At 55.4% G+C, this 12,749-nt stretch carries 11 protein-coding genes; 7 read left to right on the plus strand and 4 right to left on the minus strand.

Annotated elements, in window-relative coordinates; translation table 11 throughout:
* Window positions 1-90 precede the first annotated feature (90 nt).
* Genes bglG through HII27_RS05360 form a run of 3 tightly spaced genes read left to right on the plus strand, consistent with a single transcriptional unit; the run spans window position 91 to window position 4,300 of the window.
* Window positions 91-924, plus strand: coding sequence for a transcriptional antiterminator BglG (bglG, locus tag HII27_RS05350; RefSeq protein WP_185666926.1), 834 nt, complete (start codon window positions 91-93; stop codon window positions 922-924).
* Between the two features lie 28 nt (window positions 925-952).
* Entirely contained in the window at window positions 953-2,890 is a 1,938-nt protein-coding gene (bglF, locus tag HII27_RS05355; protein ID WP_185667040.1) for a PTS beta-glucoside transporter subunit IIABC, read from the plus strand.
* Between the two features lie 15 nt (window positions 2,891-2,905).
* Entirely contained in the window at window positions 2,906-4,300 is a 1,395-nt protein-coding gene (locus HII27_RS05360) for a glycoside hydrolase family 1 protein (protein WP_185666927.1), read from the plus strand.
* 51 nt (window positions 4,301-4,351) lie between these two features.
* Here HII27_RS05360 and HII27_RS05365 read toward each other — a convergent pair whose 3' ends face one another.
* A complete protein-coding gene (locus HII27_RS05365) occupies window positions 4,352-5,086 on the minus strand; it encodes a class I SAM-dependent methyltransferase (RefSeq protein ID WP_185666928.1) in 735 nt (244 codons plus the stop codon).
* Window positions 5,087-5,219: 133 nt separating this feature from the next.
* On the opposite strand from HII27_RS05365, the gene mdtQ reads away from it, so the two are divergent.
* Window positions 5,220-6,662, plus strand: coding sequence for a multidrug resistance outer membrane protein MdtQ (mdtQ, locus tag HII27_RS05370; RefSeq protein WP_185666929.1), 1,443 nt, complete (start codon window positions 5,220-5,222; stop codon window positions 6,660-6,662).
* Window positions 6,663-7,025: 363 nt separating this feature from the next.
* Window positions 7,026-7,682, plus strand: coding sequence for an oligogalacturonate-specific porin KdgM family protein (locus tag HII27_RS05375; protein WP_185667041.1), 657 nt, complete (start codon window positions 7,026-7,028; stop codon window positions 7,680-7,682).
* 65 nt (window positions 7,683-7,747) lie between these two features.
* Here HII27_RS05375 and HII27_RS05380 read toward each other — a convergent pair whose 3' ends face one another.
* Window positions 7,748-8,320, minus strand: a complete 573-nt coding sequence (locus tag HII27_RS05380) for a DedA family protein (protein WP_185666930.1) — start codon at window positions 8,318-8,320, stop codon at window positions 7,748-7,750.
* Window positions 8,321-8,474: 154 nt separating this feature from the next.
* On the opposite strand from HII27_RS05380, the gene HII27_RS05385 reads away from it, so the two are divergent.
* Both HII27_RS05385 and pbpG read left to right on the plus strand, forming a co-directional pair.
* On the plus strand, window positions 8,475-9,062 hold the full coding sequence (locus HII27_RS05385) for a Yip1 family protein (protein ID WP_185666931.1): 588 nt from the start codon (window positions 8,475-8,477) through the stop codon (window positions 9,060-9,062).
* 180 nt (window positions 9,063-9,242) lie between these two features.
* A complete protein-coding gene (gene pbpG / locus HII27_RS05390; RefSeq protein WP_185666932.1) occupies window positions 9,243-10,196 on the plus strand; it encodes a D-alanyl-D-alanine endopeptidase in 954 nt (317 codons plus the stop codon).
* On the opposite strand, the gene HII27_RS05395 is transcribed toward pbpG, so the two are convergent.
* Window positions 10,197-10,751, minus strand: a complete 555-nt coding sequence (locus HII27_RS05395) for a GNAT family N-acetyltransferase (RefSeq protein ID WP_185667042.1) — start codon at window positions 10,749-10,751, stop codon at window positions 10,197-10,199.
* A 121-nt stretch (window positions 10,752-10,872) separates the two neighbouring features.
* Window positions 10,873-12,594 (minus strand): D-lactate dehydrogenase, encoded by a 1,722-nt coding sequence (gene dld, locus HII27_RS05400; protein WP_185666933.1) that lies wholly within the window; start codon window positions 12,592-12,594, stop codon window positions 10,873-10,875.
* Between the last annotated feature and the right edge of the window lie 155 nt (window positions 12,595-12,749).

The following is a 12,749-nucleotide window of genomic DNA, read 5'->3' on the forward strand; positions in this document are numbered from 1 at the left end:
CTCCTGAACGATTGTTACTGCTTCGGCAGGCAAAACCTGATTATCTGGCTCCTGTCAGAAGTCAGGTTTTTTTGTTTCTGGGGTTCATAAATGCAAATCGCCAAAGTACTTAATAATAATGTGGTGGTGGTTCTGGATGAACACCGGCGTGAGCAGGTAGTGATGGGGCGAGGGCTAGCCTTTCAGAAACGCGTCGGCGACTCACTGGATGAGACGAAAATCGAGAAAATTTTTGCCCTGCAAAGCGATGAGCTGGTAGGGCGTTTAGGTGAATTACTCAGTCAGATCCCGCTTGAGGTGATGACCACCTGCGACCGGATTATCGAACGGGCGCGCGAGCGGCTCGGCAGGCTGCAGGAGAGCGTTTACATCACCCTGACCGACCATTGCCACTTCGCCATTGAGCGGCAGAAAAAGGGCGTAGCGCTGCGTAACGTGCTGTTGTGGGAGATAAAGCGGCTCTACCCGAAAGAGTTTGCGCTGGGGCAGGAGGCGCGAGCGCTGATTGAAAAGCGGCTCGGCGTGGCGCTGGCGGAGGATGAAGCCGGATTTATCGCCCTGCATCTGGTCACGGCGCAGCTCAACAGCGAAATGCCGGAAGTGATGCACGTCACCCGGGTGATGCAGGAAATTTTGCAGCTGGTGAAGTACCAGCTGCGTCTGGAGTACAACGAAGAGTCGCTAAGCTATCAGCGCTTCGTGACCCACCTGAAATTTTTCGCCCAGCGAATGCTGACGCGAACGGTGGTGGAAGACGATGACGCCGAACTGCATAGCGCGGTGAAGGACAACTACGCCAAAGCGTGGAAGTGTGCGGAAACCGTCGGTTTGCATCTGCAAAACAGCTATCAGCGGCCGTTGACGACGGAAGAGATTATGTTTCTCGCCATTCATATTGAACGGGTGAGAAAAGAGGGGCGTTAATCCCCCAATACAATGGGATTGTTACTGCATAACGCAGGCAAAACCCGAGCGCGGTGCCATCTGGCGTCGTTCTCGGGTTTTTTTGTTTTTATACTCGGTCAAGGAATTTGGTATGAAATATCATGAGCTTGCGCAGGATATTCTCCGCCACGTGGGCGGTAAAGAGAATATGGTGAGTCTGGTTCACTGCGCTACCCGGCTGCGTTTTAAGCTTAAAGACAGCAGCAAAGCTGACGCTGAGGCGCTGAAGGCGAACCCCGGCGTGATTATGGTGGTTGAGAGCGGCGGTCAGTTTCAGGTAGTGATCGGCAACCACGTCCACGACGTCTGGCTGGCGGTGCGCGAGGCGGCAGGTATTACCGACGATAGCGAACCGGTCGCGGTCAAAGGCGAAAAAACTTCAGTGCTGGGCCAGGTTATCGACGTGGTGTCCGGTATTTTTGCGCCGTTTATCGGCGTGATGGCGGCCACCGGTCTGTTGAAAGGGTTGCTGGCGCTGGCAGTAGTGTGCGGCTGGCTGAACACCGAACAGGCGACCTACAAAATCTGGTTTGCGGCAAGCGACGCGCTGTTCTTCTTTTTCCCGCTGTTCCTCGGCTACACCGCCGGGAAAAAGTTTGGTGGTAACCCGTTTATTACGATGGTGATCGGCGGCGCGCTGACCCACCCACTGATGATTCAGGCCTTTGAGGCGGGGCAGTTACCGGGTGCCACGGCGGAGTATTTCCTCGGCATCCCCGTCACCTTTATCAACTACAGCTCCTCGGTTATCCCTATCATCCTTGCTTCCTGGGTGTGCTGCTGGATTGAGCGGCGCAGCAACGCGTTGCTGCCGTCGGCGATGAAGAACTTTTTTACCCCGGCTATCTGCCTTGCCATTGTGGTGCCGCTGACTTTTCTGGTTATCGGGCCAATCGCCACCTGGCTTAGCGTGATGCTGGCGAACGGTTACCAGGCGGTTTACGTCGTTGCGCCGTGGCTGGCGGGGGCCGCACTGGGCGGGCTGTGGCAGGTCTGCGTTATCTTCGGCCTGCACTGGGGGCTGGTGCCTCTGATGATCAACAACCTGAACGTGCTGGGCCACGACTCGATGCTGCCGATTATTCTGCCGGCGGTGCTGGCGCAGGTGGGGGCGGTGCTGGGAATTTTCCTCGCCACTCGTGATGCGCGCCAGAAAGTGCTGGCGGGCTCTGCGTTTTCTGCCGGGCTTTTTGGTATCACCGAACCGGCGATTTATGGCCTAACGCTGCCGCTGCGTCGCCCGTTTATCTTTGGCTGCGTCTCAGGTGCCCTCGGTGGCGCGATTACCGCCTTCAGCAACAGCGCGACCTACTCGTTTGGCCTGCCGAATATCTTCTTCCCGGCGCAGATGATCCCGGCAAGCGGTATTGATGCCAGCGTATGGGGCGGGCTTATTGGTACGGCGGTGGCCTTTATCCTTTCCGGCTTGCTGACCTATTTCTTCGGGATGCCGCGCAAGGTCGCTGAGCCCGCTGCGGTGGCAAAAGTGACGGAAAATGACGTGCTGGCACCGATGACCGGCAGCGTACTGGCGCTGGAGAATGTCCCGGATACCACCTTCGCCAGCGGCCTGTTGGGTAAAGGTGTGGCGATTATCCCAGCGGAGGGCAAAGTGATTGCCCCCTTTAACGGCGAAGTCGCCTCGATTTTTCAAACCAAACACGCCATCGGTCTTGAGAGCGACAGCGGCATTGAACTGCTGATCCACGTTGGTATTGATACCGTCAAGCTGGACGGTGTGCCGTTCACCGCCCACGTGAAGGTGGGTGATAAGGTGCAGGCGGGCGATCTGCTGCTCACTTTCGACCGCCAGGCCATTCTGGACGCCGGTTACGACCTGGCGACCCCCATTATTATCAGCAACAGCGATGATTATTCGGAGCTGGAGATCGTTGCCGGCAGCGCAGTCAGCGCCGGTCAGCCGCTGTTGTCCATTACGCATTAATCACAGGAGAGAGAGATGAAAGCATTCCCACAGACGTTTTATTGGGGCGGCGCGACCGCAGCGAACCAGGTTGAAGGCGCCTTTCTTGAGGATGGCAAAGGGTTATCCACCTCCGACGTGCAGCCGCACGGCGTTTTTGGCGACGTCGTTGAGCGTATGCCGGGCGACACCGGCTTAAAAGATATCGCCATCGACTTCTATCACCGCTACCCGGATGATATCGCGCTGTTCGCCGAGATGGGTTTTAACTGCCTGCGCGTGTCGATTGCCTGGACGCGTATCTTCCCGAACGGTGACGACGCCGAGCCAAACGAGGCCGGTCTGGCCTTTTACGACAAGCTGTTTGACGAGATGGCTAAACATCACATTACGCCGCTGGTCACGCTCTCCCACTATGAAATGCCGTGGGCGCTGGTGAAAAACTACGGCGGCTGGGGCAACCGCAAGGTGATTGGCTTCTTCGAGCGTTATGCCCGTACGGTGTTTGAGCGCTACAAAGGCAAGGTCAAACTGTGGCTGACCTTTAACGAAATCAACATGTCGCTGCACGCGCCGATGACCGGCGTAGGCCTGCCGAGTGATAGCAGCAAAGCGGAGGTGTATCAGGCCATTCACCATCAGCTGGTGGCGAGCGCGCTGGCGGTGAAAGCCTGCCATGAAATCGTGCCGGAGGGGAAAATTGGCAACATGCTGCTGGGCGGCCTGATGTACCCGCTAAGCTGCAAGCCGGATGATGTGTTCAAAACCCTGCAGGAGAACCGCGGCTGGCAGTTCTTCGGCGACGTGCAGGCGCGCGGGGCGTATCCGGGCTATATGCTGCGCTATTTCCGTGATAACGGTTTTGCGCTGGAGATGACCGACGCCGACCGTGACGCGCTGAAATCGACCGTCGACTTTATCTCGTTTAGCTACTACATGACCGGCTGTGTGACCGCCGACGAAGCGCTGAACCAGAAAGCGCGCGGCAATATCCTCAATATGGTGCCGAATCCACATCTGGAAAGCTCGGAGTGGGGCTGGCAGATTGACCCGCTGGGGCTGCGCACGCTGCTGAACGTGCTGTGGGATCGCTACCAGAAACCGCTGTTTATCGTTGAAAACGGCCTCGGCGCGAAGGATAAAGTGGAAGCTGACGGCAGCATCAACGATGACTACCGTATCAGCTACCTGAATGACCATCTGGTGCAGGCGCGGGAAGCGATTGAGGACGGCGTTGAGCTGATGGGCTTTACCAGCTGGGGGCCGATTGACCTGGTCAGCGCCTCGAAGGCGGAGCTCTCCAAGCGCTACGGATTTATCTATGTGGATCGCCACGACGACGGCACCGGAACGCTGGCGCGCAGCAAGAAGAAGAGCTTCGATTGGTATAAAGAGGTGATTGCGACCAACGGCGCGAGCTTGAAAGCGTAAGCATCGGTGAGTGCCGGATAAAGCGTAGCCGCCATCCGGCACTCACCCAACTCACACCGGCTTACGCGCGCGCAGAATAAAAATCATCGGCCGTTCTTTCTCTTCATCCAGCGCCGGGTTGGCGGCAATCTGTTCTGCGGTTGGTCCCCATTCGTTGAGGCATTCAATCACAAAACCGGCGGCGACCAGCGCGTTGATCCAACTGCCAAGCGTCCGGTGTTGTTTCTTCACGCCGTCGGCAAACCAATTGCTGATGCGCTCGCCTTCCTGCTGATAATGGCTGACCGGCCAGCTTTTCTGTCCCTGTGCATCTTCCTGCCAGCCCTGCTTGAGCGGGGCGGTATAGATAGGATGCTCGGCGGAAAACAGCAGCGTGCCGCCCGGCGTCAAAGCCTGATAAACGCAGGCGAGTAGCGGGGCGATATCGGGCAAATAGTGCAGCGCCAGCGAGCTGTAAACCACGTCGCAGCTATTGGCGGCAAGCGCGAGGGTTTGTAAATCTTCGCAGCGGTATTCAATCCCCGCGTCGTGGGTCATCTCTCGCGCCCGTTCCAGCATGAGGCTGGAGAGATCCAGCCCGGTCACCTTAGCGGCGCCCTGGTCGCGCGCCCAGCGGCAAAACCAGCCGTAGCCACAGCCAAGATCCACCACCCGCTGACCGGCCAGCGCGGGCATCATGTGCACAATAGTGGCCCATTCCGGCGCACCGTCGAGCCCTCTAACCGAACGATCAAGCGTGGCGTACCCGGCGAAGAAATCAGGGTTGTCATAAATATTCTGACTCATTTCTACTCCATGAAATTTAATCATTTTTGACTGTCACTAAGTATGTCAAATTATGTTCCCACACGCTTTACTAAAAGGATTGGCTGCATTTAAATTAATATAAACCTCCTTCTTTTGTAACCTGACCTCTCAAATGAACTTAACTCTGAAAAAAAGCGTGCTGACTGGTTTACCCCTGCTCATCGCGCTGGCTGGCTGTGCACCTTCGCATGATATTGGTAGTCCTGTTAAACAGCAGGTTCCGGCCTCGAACGTTTCAACGGAACTCCCTGCGGCGTTGCAAAACGGTTGGCCGCAGAGTAACTGGTGGCAGGGCTATCACGATGCACAGCTGAACAGCCTAATTACCCGCGCGCTGGCGAATGCGCCGGATATGCAGATTGCCGATCAGCGCATCAAACTGGCCGAAGCGCAGGCGCGGATGTCGAAGTCGTCGCTAGGCCCGGAAGTGGATTTCGGCGGGAATCTTGAACGCCAGAAAATGTCCGCAGAAGGCCTGATGGGGCCGTTTGCCACCGACGCTGACGGCAATACCGGCCCGTGGTACACCAACGGTACGTTCGGCCTGACCGCCGGATGGGATCTTGACCTGTGGGGTAAAAACCGCGCGCAGGTGAAGGCGCGTATCGGTGAAGTGAAGGCACAGGTTGCCGAGCGGGCGCAAACCCAGGAACTGCTCTCCAGCAGCGTGGCGCGTTTGTACTGGCAGTGGCAAACCGAAGCCGCGATTCGCGACGTGTTAGAGCAGGTGAAAAGCGAACAAAATAATATCGTGACCGTGGATACCGAGCTGTACCAGCACGGGCTGACCAACTCCGCCGAAGGGGCTGAGAACGATATTAACGTCAGCAAAACCGACCAGCAGTTGACCGACGTGGCTGGCAATATGAAAGAGATTGAGGCGCGGCTGATGGCGCTGACCAACAGCCAGAGCCAGTCGCTGAATCTGCGTAAGGTCGACCTGCCAGCGGTTGCCAGCAAAATGCCGGCTCGCTTAGGCTACGACCTGCTGGCGCGCCGTCCGGATATGCAGGAAGCGCACTGGTATATCGAAGCGTCGCTGAGTGAGATCGACGCGGCGAAAGCGGCGTTCTACCCGGACATCAACCTGATGGCCTTCCTGCAACAGGATGCCCTGCACTTAAGCGATCTGTTCCGTAGCTCGGCCAACCAGATGGGCGTGACCGCCGGGCTGACGCTACCTATCTTCGATAGCGGCCGTCTGAACGCTAACCTTGATATCGCTAATGCGCAGAGCAATCTCTCCATCGCTAAATATAATAAAGCGGTGGTGGATGCGGTAAATCAGGTGGCGAAAACTGCCAGCCAGGTTGAAACGCTGATGGAGAAAAACCAGCAGCAACAGCAGGTTGAAAAAGACGCACAGCGTGTGGTGACGTTGGCGCAGGCGCGGATGAACGCCGGGATTATTCCGGGTTCTAAAGTTAGCCTTGCGAAATTGCCCGCTCTGCAGGAGCGTGTCAACGCGTTACGCCTGCACGGCCAGTGGATCGATGCCAGCATCCAGCTGACCTCGGCGCTGGGCGGTGGCTACCACATCAGCGAAGAAAAATAACCAACCTCGTGTTACTTCCCCCCCTGTATTATTCATGCAGGGGGAAAGTGGAAAATAAATACTTAGATTAAATAATATCACTAGCTAATATATACCCTCGGTATTTGATTTTTAATTTTATTAAAAATCACCATCAATATTGCATTAAAATATGTTTGTGATCACGTATTTTGATTTAATTTAATGACACTTCATTTGCTCGCCACTAGTATCGCCCTCCGAAGAAAGAATATTCTTTATTGATAATAAATACCCTATACCTTTTTATATTCATATTTTAAATATTAAAGCCAGTTCCTCACCGCTTTGGAGTTAACGATAACAACAGAGGACGATTGCGTGAAAAAATTAATAACTTTTGGGATGCTGGCCTTCGCCAGTGCATCAGCACAGGCGGTCACTATCGACCTGCGCCATGAGTATACCGACGACAGTCAGGCGCAGAAGGACAGGGTGCTGATATCACACCGCTTTGCTAACGGCTTTGGCTTCTCGGTGGAGGCAAAAAGCAAATCGGGCGGTGAACATTCGCGGAAAGCGTTTAATGACGTCGTTGATAATGGTAGCGAATATGTGGTGAGCTATCAGTTTAACGCGACGCCGGAAATAACGATTCAACCCGGCCTGGCATTAGAGACCTCTTCGTCTAAGTCAATTTATAAACCGTATATTCGTGGGCAGTATAATTTCAGTAATGGTATTTATCTGGCAGCGCGATATCGCTACGAATATGTGCGAGATACTTCTGAAGATAAAGACGATGAACATATTAACCGCGGTGACGTATGGCTGGGTTATAAAACCGGCGCGTGGGCATTCGAAGGCAACTACCTTTATAAAAAGAGCGAAGATTTTAATCGCTATGACAACGGTAAAGATGATTACGAGCTGAACTTTAAAACGGCCTACAGTATTGATAAAAACTGGAAGCCGTATGTGGAAATCGGCAACGTCTCCGTGCGTAATACCACCGACGAGCGTCAGACGCGTTATCGTGTGGGCGTACAGTATTCGTTTTAAGTCCTGAGCGATTCCCGGCGTCGCGTTGCTCGGCCGGGCTACCCTAAACCCGGCCTATGCCGGGTTTATTCCTGCGGTTTTTTCGCTTCGCGATGCTTCATCCACCAACGAACGGCAATCACCAGCGCGACCACCAGCACCAGCCAGATGAGATGCTTCAGATGTTTATCCAGATGATGCAACCACGGACCAATGGCTTCACCACCAAGGTACCCAAGCGTGGTGAACAGCAGCGCCCAGATTAACGCCCCCAGAATATTCAGCGGCAGGAAGATCTTCGGTGGCAAACCGCTGGCGCCAATCAGCAGCGGCCCAATGACGCGGAAACCGTACATAAAACGGGTGCCAATCACAAACAGATAGGGACGACTTTTAATCAGCCGCTGCGCCTTGCGAATGCGCGCCTGGTGGCGTGAAAAACGTTTAAGCAGCCGCCCGCCAAACCGCCGACCAAGCAGGTACAGCAACTGGTCGCCTATCATACCGCCCAGCGCCACCGAAATGACCACTAGCGGAAATTTTAACAGACCCTGATGCGCCACCACCCCGCCGAGCAGCGTAATCGTTTCGCCCTCCGCCATACTGCCAATCACCAGCGCAGCGTAACCATAGTGGGAAATCAGGTTATTGATATCCATGCAAACACTCACTCCTTACTGCATCAATCCTTTAATCATACACCCTCACGCGAGAAGTGCGGCGGCGTCTATTTTTTACGTTGTACATAAAACAATCTATTTATGTGAATTATACTTAGAGCAACGTGGTACGAAGCCGTGCTGAGGAGGCGTTATGAACCATGTATGGGGACTCTTCTCCCACCCTGATAAAGAGATGCATGTGATCCGTAGTGAGAACGAAACCGTCTCTCACCACTATATGCATCATGTGCTGGTGATGGCGGCCATTCCGGTGGTGTGCGCGTTTATCGGTACCACCCAGCTTGGCTGGAACTTTGGCGAAGGCACCGTGGTCAGGCTTTCACTGATGACCGGGATTGGGCTGGCGATACTCTTCTACGCACTGATGCTGGCGGGCGTAGCGGTGATGGGCCGGGTTATCTGGTGGATGGCACGCAACTACCCGCAGCGTCCTTCACTCAAGCGCTGTATGGTGTTTGCCGGCTACGTGGCGACGCCGATTTTCCTGAGCGGTATCGTCGCGCTCTATCCGCTGGTGTGGCTGTGCGCGCTGGTGGGGACGGTGGCGCTGTTTTATACCGGGTATTTGCTCTACGTCGGCATCCCTACCTTCCTCAATATTAACCGGGAAGAGGGGCTGAGCTTTGCCAGTTCCACCCTCGCCATTGGGGTGCTGGTACTGGAAGTGCTGCTGGCGCTGACCGTGGTGCTGTGGGGCTACGGATACAGGCTATTTTAACTCGCTGAATGCATTGCTGATGTGAATGTAGATTCCGTCAGCAATGCAGCATTTATTCACTATTCTTTTCTGGTAGATGCCGCGTACTCCGCGCTATGATGAGCCATTCCGCTTCGTACCCCTTAGGTACGAGGCGGTTGTCTATCATAATGTGCATAAATAACCACCAGAATACTCACCATGCAGAAATTTCGCGTTTCCCTGCTAAGCCTTGCCTTTGTGCTGGCTTTGCCTTTTGCGCCTCAGGCGAGTGCTAAAACGGCCGTCACCGCCGTTGCCTCGCAGCCGGAAATTGCCTCCGGTAGCGCGATGATTGTTGATCTTGAAACGAACAAAGTTATTTACGCCAACCAGCCGGATCTGGTGCGCCCGATGGCCTCTATCACCAAGCTGATGACGGCGATGGTAGTGCTGGACGCGCATTTGCCGCTGGATGAGATCCTGACGGTGGATATCAGCCACACGCCAGAGATGAAAGGGATTTACTCCCGCGTGCGTCTGAACAGCCAGATCAGCCGTAAAAATATGCTGCTGCTGGCGCTGATGTCGTCAGAAAACCGCGCGGCGGCGAGCCTGGCTCACCACTATCCGGGCGGCTATGACGCGTTTATCCGGGCGATGAACGCCAAGGCAAAATCGCTGGGGATGACCAACACCCGCTACGTTGAGCCAACCGGGCTGTCGATTCATAACGTGTCGACCGCGCGTGACCTGACGAAGCTGCTGATTGCCACCAAACAGTACCCGCTGATTGGCCAGCTCAGCACCACTAAAGAAGACACCGCAACCTTCGCCCATCCGGCCTATACGCTGCCGTTCCGCAATACCAACCATCTGGTGTATCGCGATAACTGGAGCATTCAGCTGACCAAAACCGGCTTTACCAACGCCGCGGGTCACTGCCTGGTGATGCGCACCGTGATGAACAAACGCCCGGTGGCGATGGTGGTGATGGATGCGTTCGGTAAATTTACCCACTTCGCCGACGCCAGCCGTCTGCGTACCTGGGTAGAAACCGGAAAAGTGATGCCGGTACCTGCGGCCGCGCTGAGCTATAAGAAGCAGAAGGAAGCCCAGGTGGAAGGCGATATCGCCAGAGCCCAGAAGAGCGGGCAGACCACCCAGGACGATTAATTACTCGGGCAGCGTCCAGTCACCATCATTGAGTGGACGCTGCATAATCACCGTATCCCGCCAGTCACCCATCTTGTAGCCCACGCTACGCAACTGGCCCACCACCTCAAAACCGTGCTTTTTATGCAGGCGCAGCGAACCGGTATTGTTATTGCCGTCGCCAATTACCGCCAGCAGTTGCCGCCATGGCCCTTGCTCGCAAATCGTAATCAGCGCCGTTAACAGGCGGCTGCCGATGCCGTGCGCCGTCATGGTGGTGTCAACGTAGATAGACTCTTCAAGGGTGTAACGGTAGGCCGGGCGAGGGCGGTAGTGGTTGGCATAGCAGTAACCGACCACTTCGCCGCGATAGAGCGCCACCAGCCACGGCAGGCCCTGTTCCTGAATATTGCGCATCCGCTGCTGCATTTCATCAATGGACGGCGGCACCTCTTCAAACGAGGCGCGGCCGTTAAGCACGTGCCAGGCATACAGCGCGGCAATGGCTTGTACATCGTCAGCCTGCGCGTCACGGATTTCAACATCGCCGTCGCGGGTGACATCAAGCGTAGACATCATTGTATTCCTTATCGTGTTGGGAAAATTCCCGGCGTCGCTGCGCTCGGCCGGGCTACATGCGAATCGTAGCCCGAGCGAGGCGTTTACGCCGACCCCGGGAAATTCTACCGGCGTCGCATTACACGTCGGTTTTTTCGCCCCAATATTTGAGCTTACTGGTTTTACCGATCCCCGGGTTCATACTGTTGGTCGGATCGTTTTCGCGGTAATGGCGCTTCAGGTTTTCATCTGCTTCATACAGATGCCCTACGTTATGCTCCGCCGGATACTGCGCCCCGCGTTCACGCAGCAGGGCCAGCATCTGCTCTTTGACCTCGTGCGGATCGACCCCTTTCTTGACGATATAATCCTGGTGGAACACGTAACACATAAAGTGCCCGTAATAGAGCTTATGCACCAGCTTGCTGTCGATTTCCGCCGGCAGATGCTCGAACCACTCGGTATCATTACGGCGTAGCGCAATATCCAGCGCCAGAATATCTTCCACCTCATCGGCGTGAACCGCCTGATAACGGATGGCTGCGCCCGCCGCCGCGAAGCGGTGCAGGAAGGCTTTGCTACCTTCTTCTGGCGTACAGACGAAGAAGTCACCTTCAGCCTCTTTAAAGTATTCGGTCAGCCATGCCTGCGCTTCATCAATGCCGTCACCGGCCATTTTCAGCAGCAGGTGATGCTCGTATTTATCACGCCAGGTTTTCATGCGCTCCGGCAGATGCGCCGGGAAGGCGTGCCCCAGCTTTTGCATAAAGCGGTCGGTGAAGTGCGGCTTGAACAGCGACACTTTTTCCAGCATCGCATCCGCGCGGCCCTTCATGGTGAAGAAGAACGGCATTTTGTCGGTGCCGAGCTTGTCGATCATCAGGAAGGTATCTTTGCCGTACTGCTCGGCAATATCGTAAATATCGCGGTGCATATATTCGCCCGCGACCGGCAGATTTTTGAACTCCGCCAGAATATGGCGGCGAATCTCGGTCAGCACGTCAGGCTGATTGGTGCCGATATAGAACACCTGCTGGCGTTTTTCCGCCGGGAAGGTGTCGAGGCGCACCGCAAACACCGCCAGCTTGCCCGCACAGCCGGAGGACTCAAACAGGCGTTCCGGGTCGGCGTTGTAACGCGCTGGCGTATCCGCGTTTACGTCGCGCACGCGGTTCACGTAATCATAGTCATGCGCGTGGCGACCGTCGTGCTGCACATCGCTGTCTTTGACGCGCTCGTCGTCAAGCTTGCTGAGGATCTGCTCTGGCGTCTCGCCAAGGTCAATGCCCAGATGGTTGACCAGCGTCAGCTTGCCCTGTTCATCAATGCGGGCAAACAGCGACATTTCGGTGTAGGCCGGGCCGCGCTGCACCAGCGAGCCGCCGGAGTTGTTGCAGATACCGCCAATTACCGAGGCGCCGATACAGGAAGAACCGATCACCGAATGCGGCTCGCGGCCAAAGGGCTTCAGCGCTTTTTCCAGCGAATAGAGCGTGGTGCCCGGCCATGCCAGCACCTGTTCGCCGTTATCCAGCAGGTGCAGTTTATCGAGGCGCAGGGTGCTGATAATGACGATATCGCGGTCGTAGTCGTTACCGCTCGGGGTTGAACCTTCGGTCAGGCCGGTGTTGGCGGCCTGCATCAGAATAATTTTGTCGGCGTTGACGCAGGCGTTCAGCACGCGCCACAGCTCAAGCAGGGAGCCGGGGAAGACCACGGCCAGCGCGTCGCCGTGGCCGGAACGGAAGCCTTTGCGATAGCGAGCGGTTTTAGCGGGGTCGGTCAGCAGGTGGGCGTGACCAACCAGGCGGGAGAGTTCGTTAATCAGCGCATTATTATCAGTTGTGGTTTGAGAAGACATTCTCCACTCCTTGTGGCGAGACAAATTTGTCGTTTCTAAGAATAGCGCTTTGTATGATCATTTGGTGAGCGAATGTTTCTAAAAATCAGAGAATAACCTTAGCTTTCTGTACCGCCGTCATTTAAGTTTATGGCAAACTGCGTTTTTTCATCGAC

Source organism: Kluyvera sichuanensis, from assembly GCF_014218705.1.
Taxonomy (GTDB): Bacteria; Pseudomonadota; Gammaproteobacteria; order Enterobacterales; family Enterobacteriaceae; genus Kluyvera; species Kluyvera sichuanensis.

Bases quoted from the DNA above. Each gene is read 5' to 3' on its own strand.
- pbpG (WP_185666932.1), top strand. From the start codon at position 9,243: ATGCAGAAATTTCGCGTTTCCCTGCTAAGCCTTGCCTTTGTGCTGGCT.
- dld (WP_185666933.1), bottom strand. From the start codon at position 12,594: ATGTCTTCTCAAACCACAACTGATAATAATGCGCTGATTAACGAACTC.
- HII27_RS05375 (WP_185667041.1), top strand. From the start codon at position 7,026: ATGCTGGCCTTCGCCAGTGCATCAGCACAGGCGGTCACTATCGACCTG.
- HII27_RS05395 (WP_185667042.1), bottom strand. From the start codon at position 10,751: ATGTCTACGCTTGATGTCACCCGCGACGGCGATGTTGAAATCCGTGAC.
- HII27_RS05360 (WP_185666927.1), top strand. From the start codon at position 2,906: ATGAAAGCATTCCCACAGACGTTTTATTGGGGCGGCGCGACCGCAGCG.
- mdtQ (WP_185666929.1), top strand. From the start codon at position 5,220: ATGAACTTAACTCTGAAAAAAAGCGTGCTGACTGGTTTACCCCTGCTC.
- HII27_RS05385 (WP_185666931.1), top strand. From the start codon at position 8,475: ATGAACCATGTATGGGGACTCTTCTCCCACCCTGATAAAGAGATGCAT.
- bglG (WP_185666926.1), top strand. From the start codon at position 91: ATGCAAATCGCCAAAGTACTTAATAATAATGTGGTGGTGGTTCTGGAT.
- HII27_RS05380 (WP_185666930.1), bottom strand. From the start codon at position 8,320: ATGGATATCAATAACCTGATTTCCCACTATGGTTACGCTGCGCTGGTG.
- HII27_RS05365 (WP_185666928.1), bottom strand. From the start codon at position 5,086: ATGAGTCAGAATATTTATGACAACCCTGATTTCTTCGCCGGGTACGCC.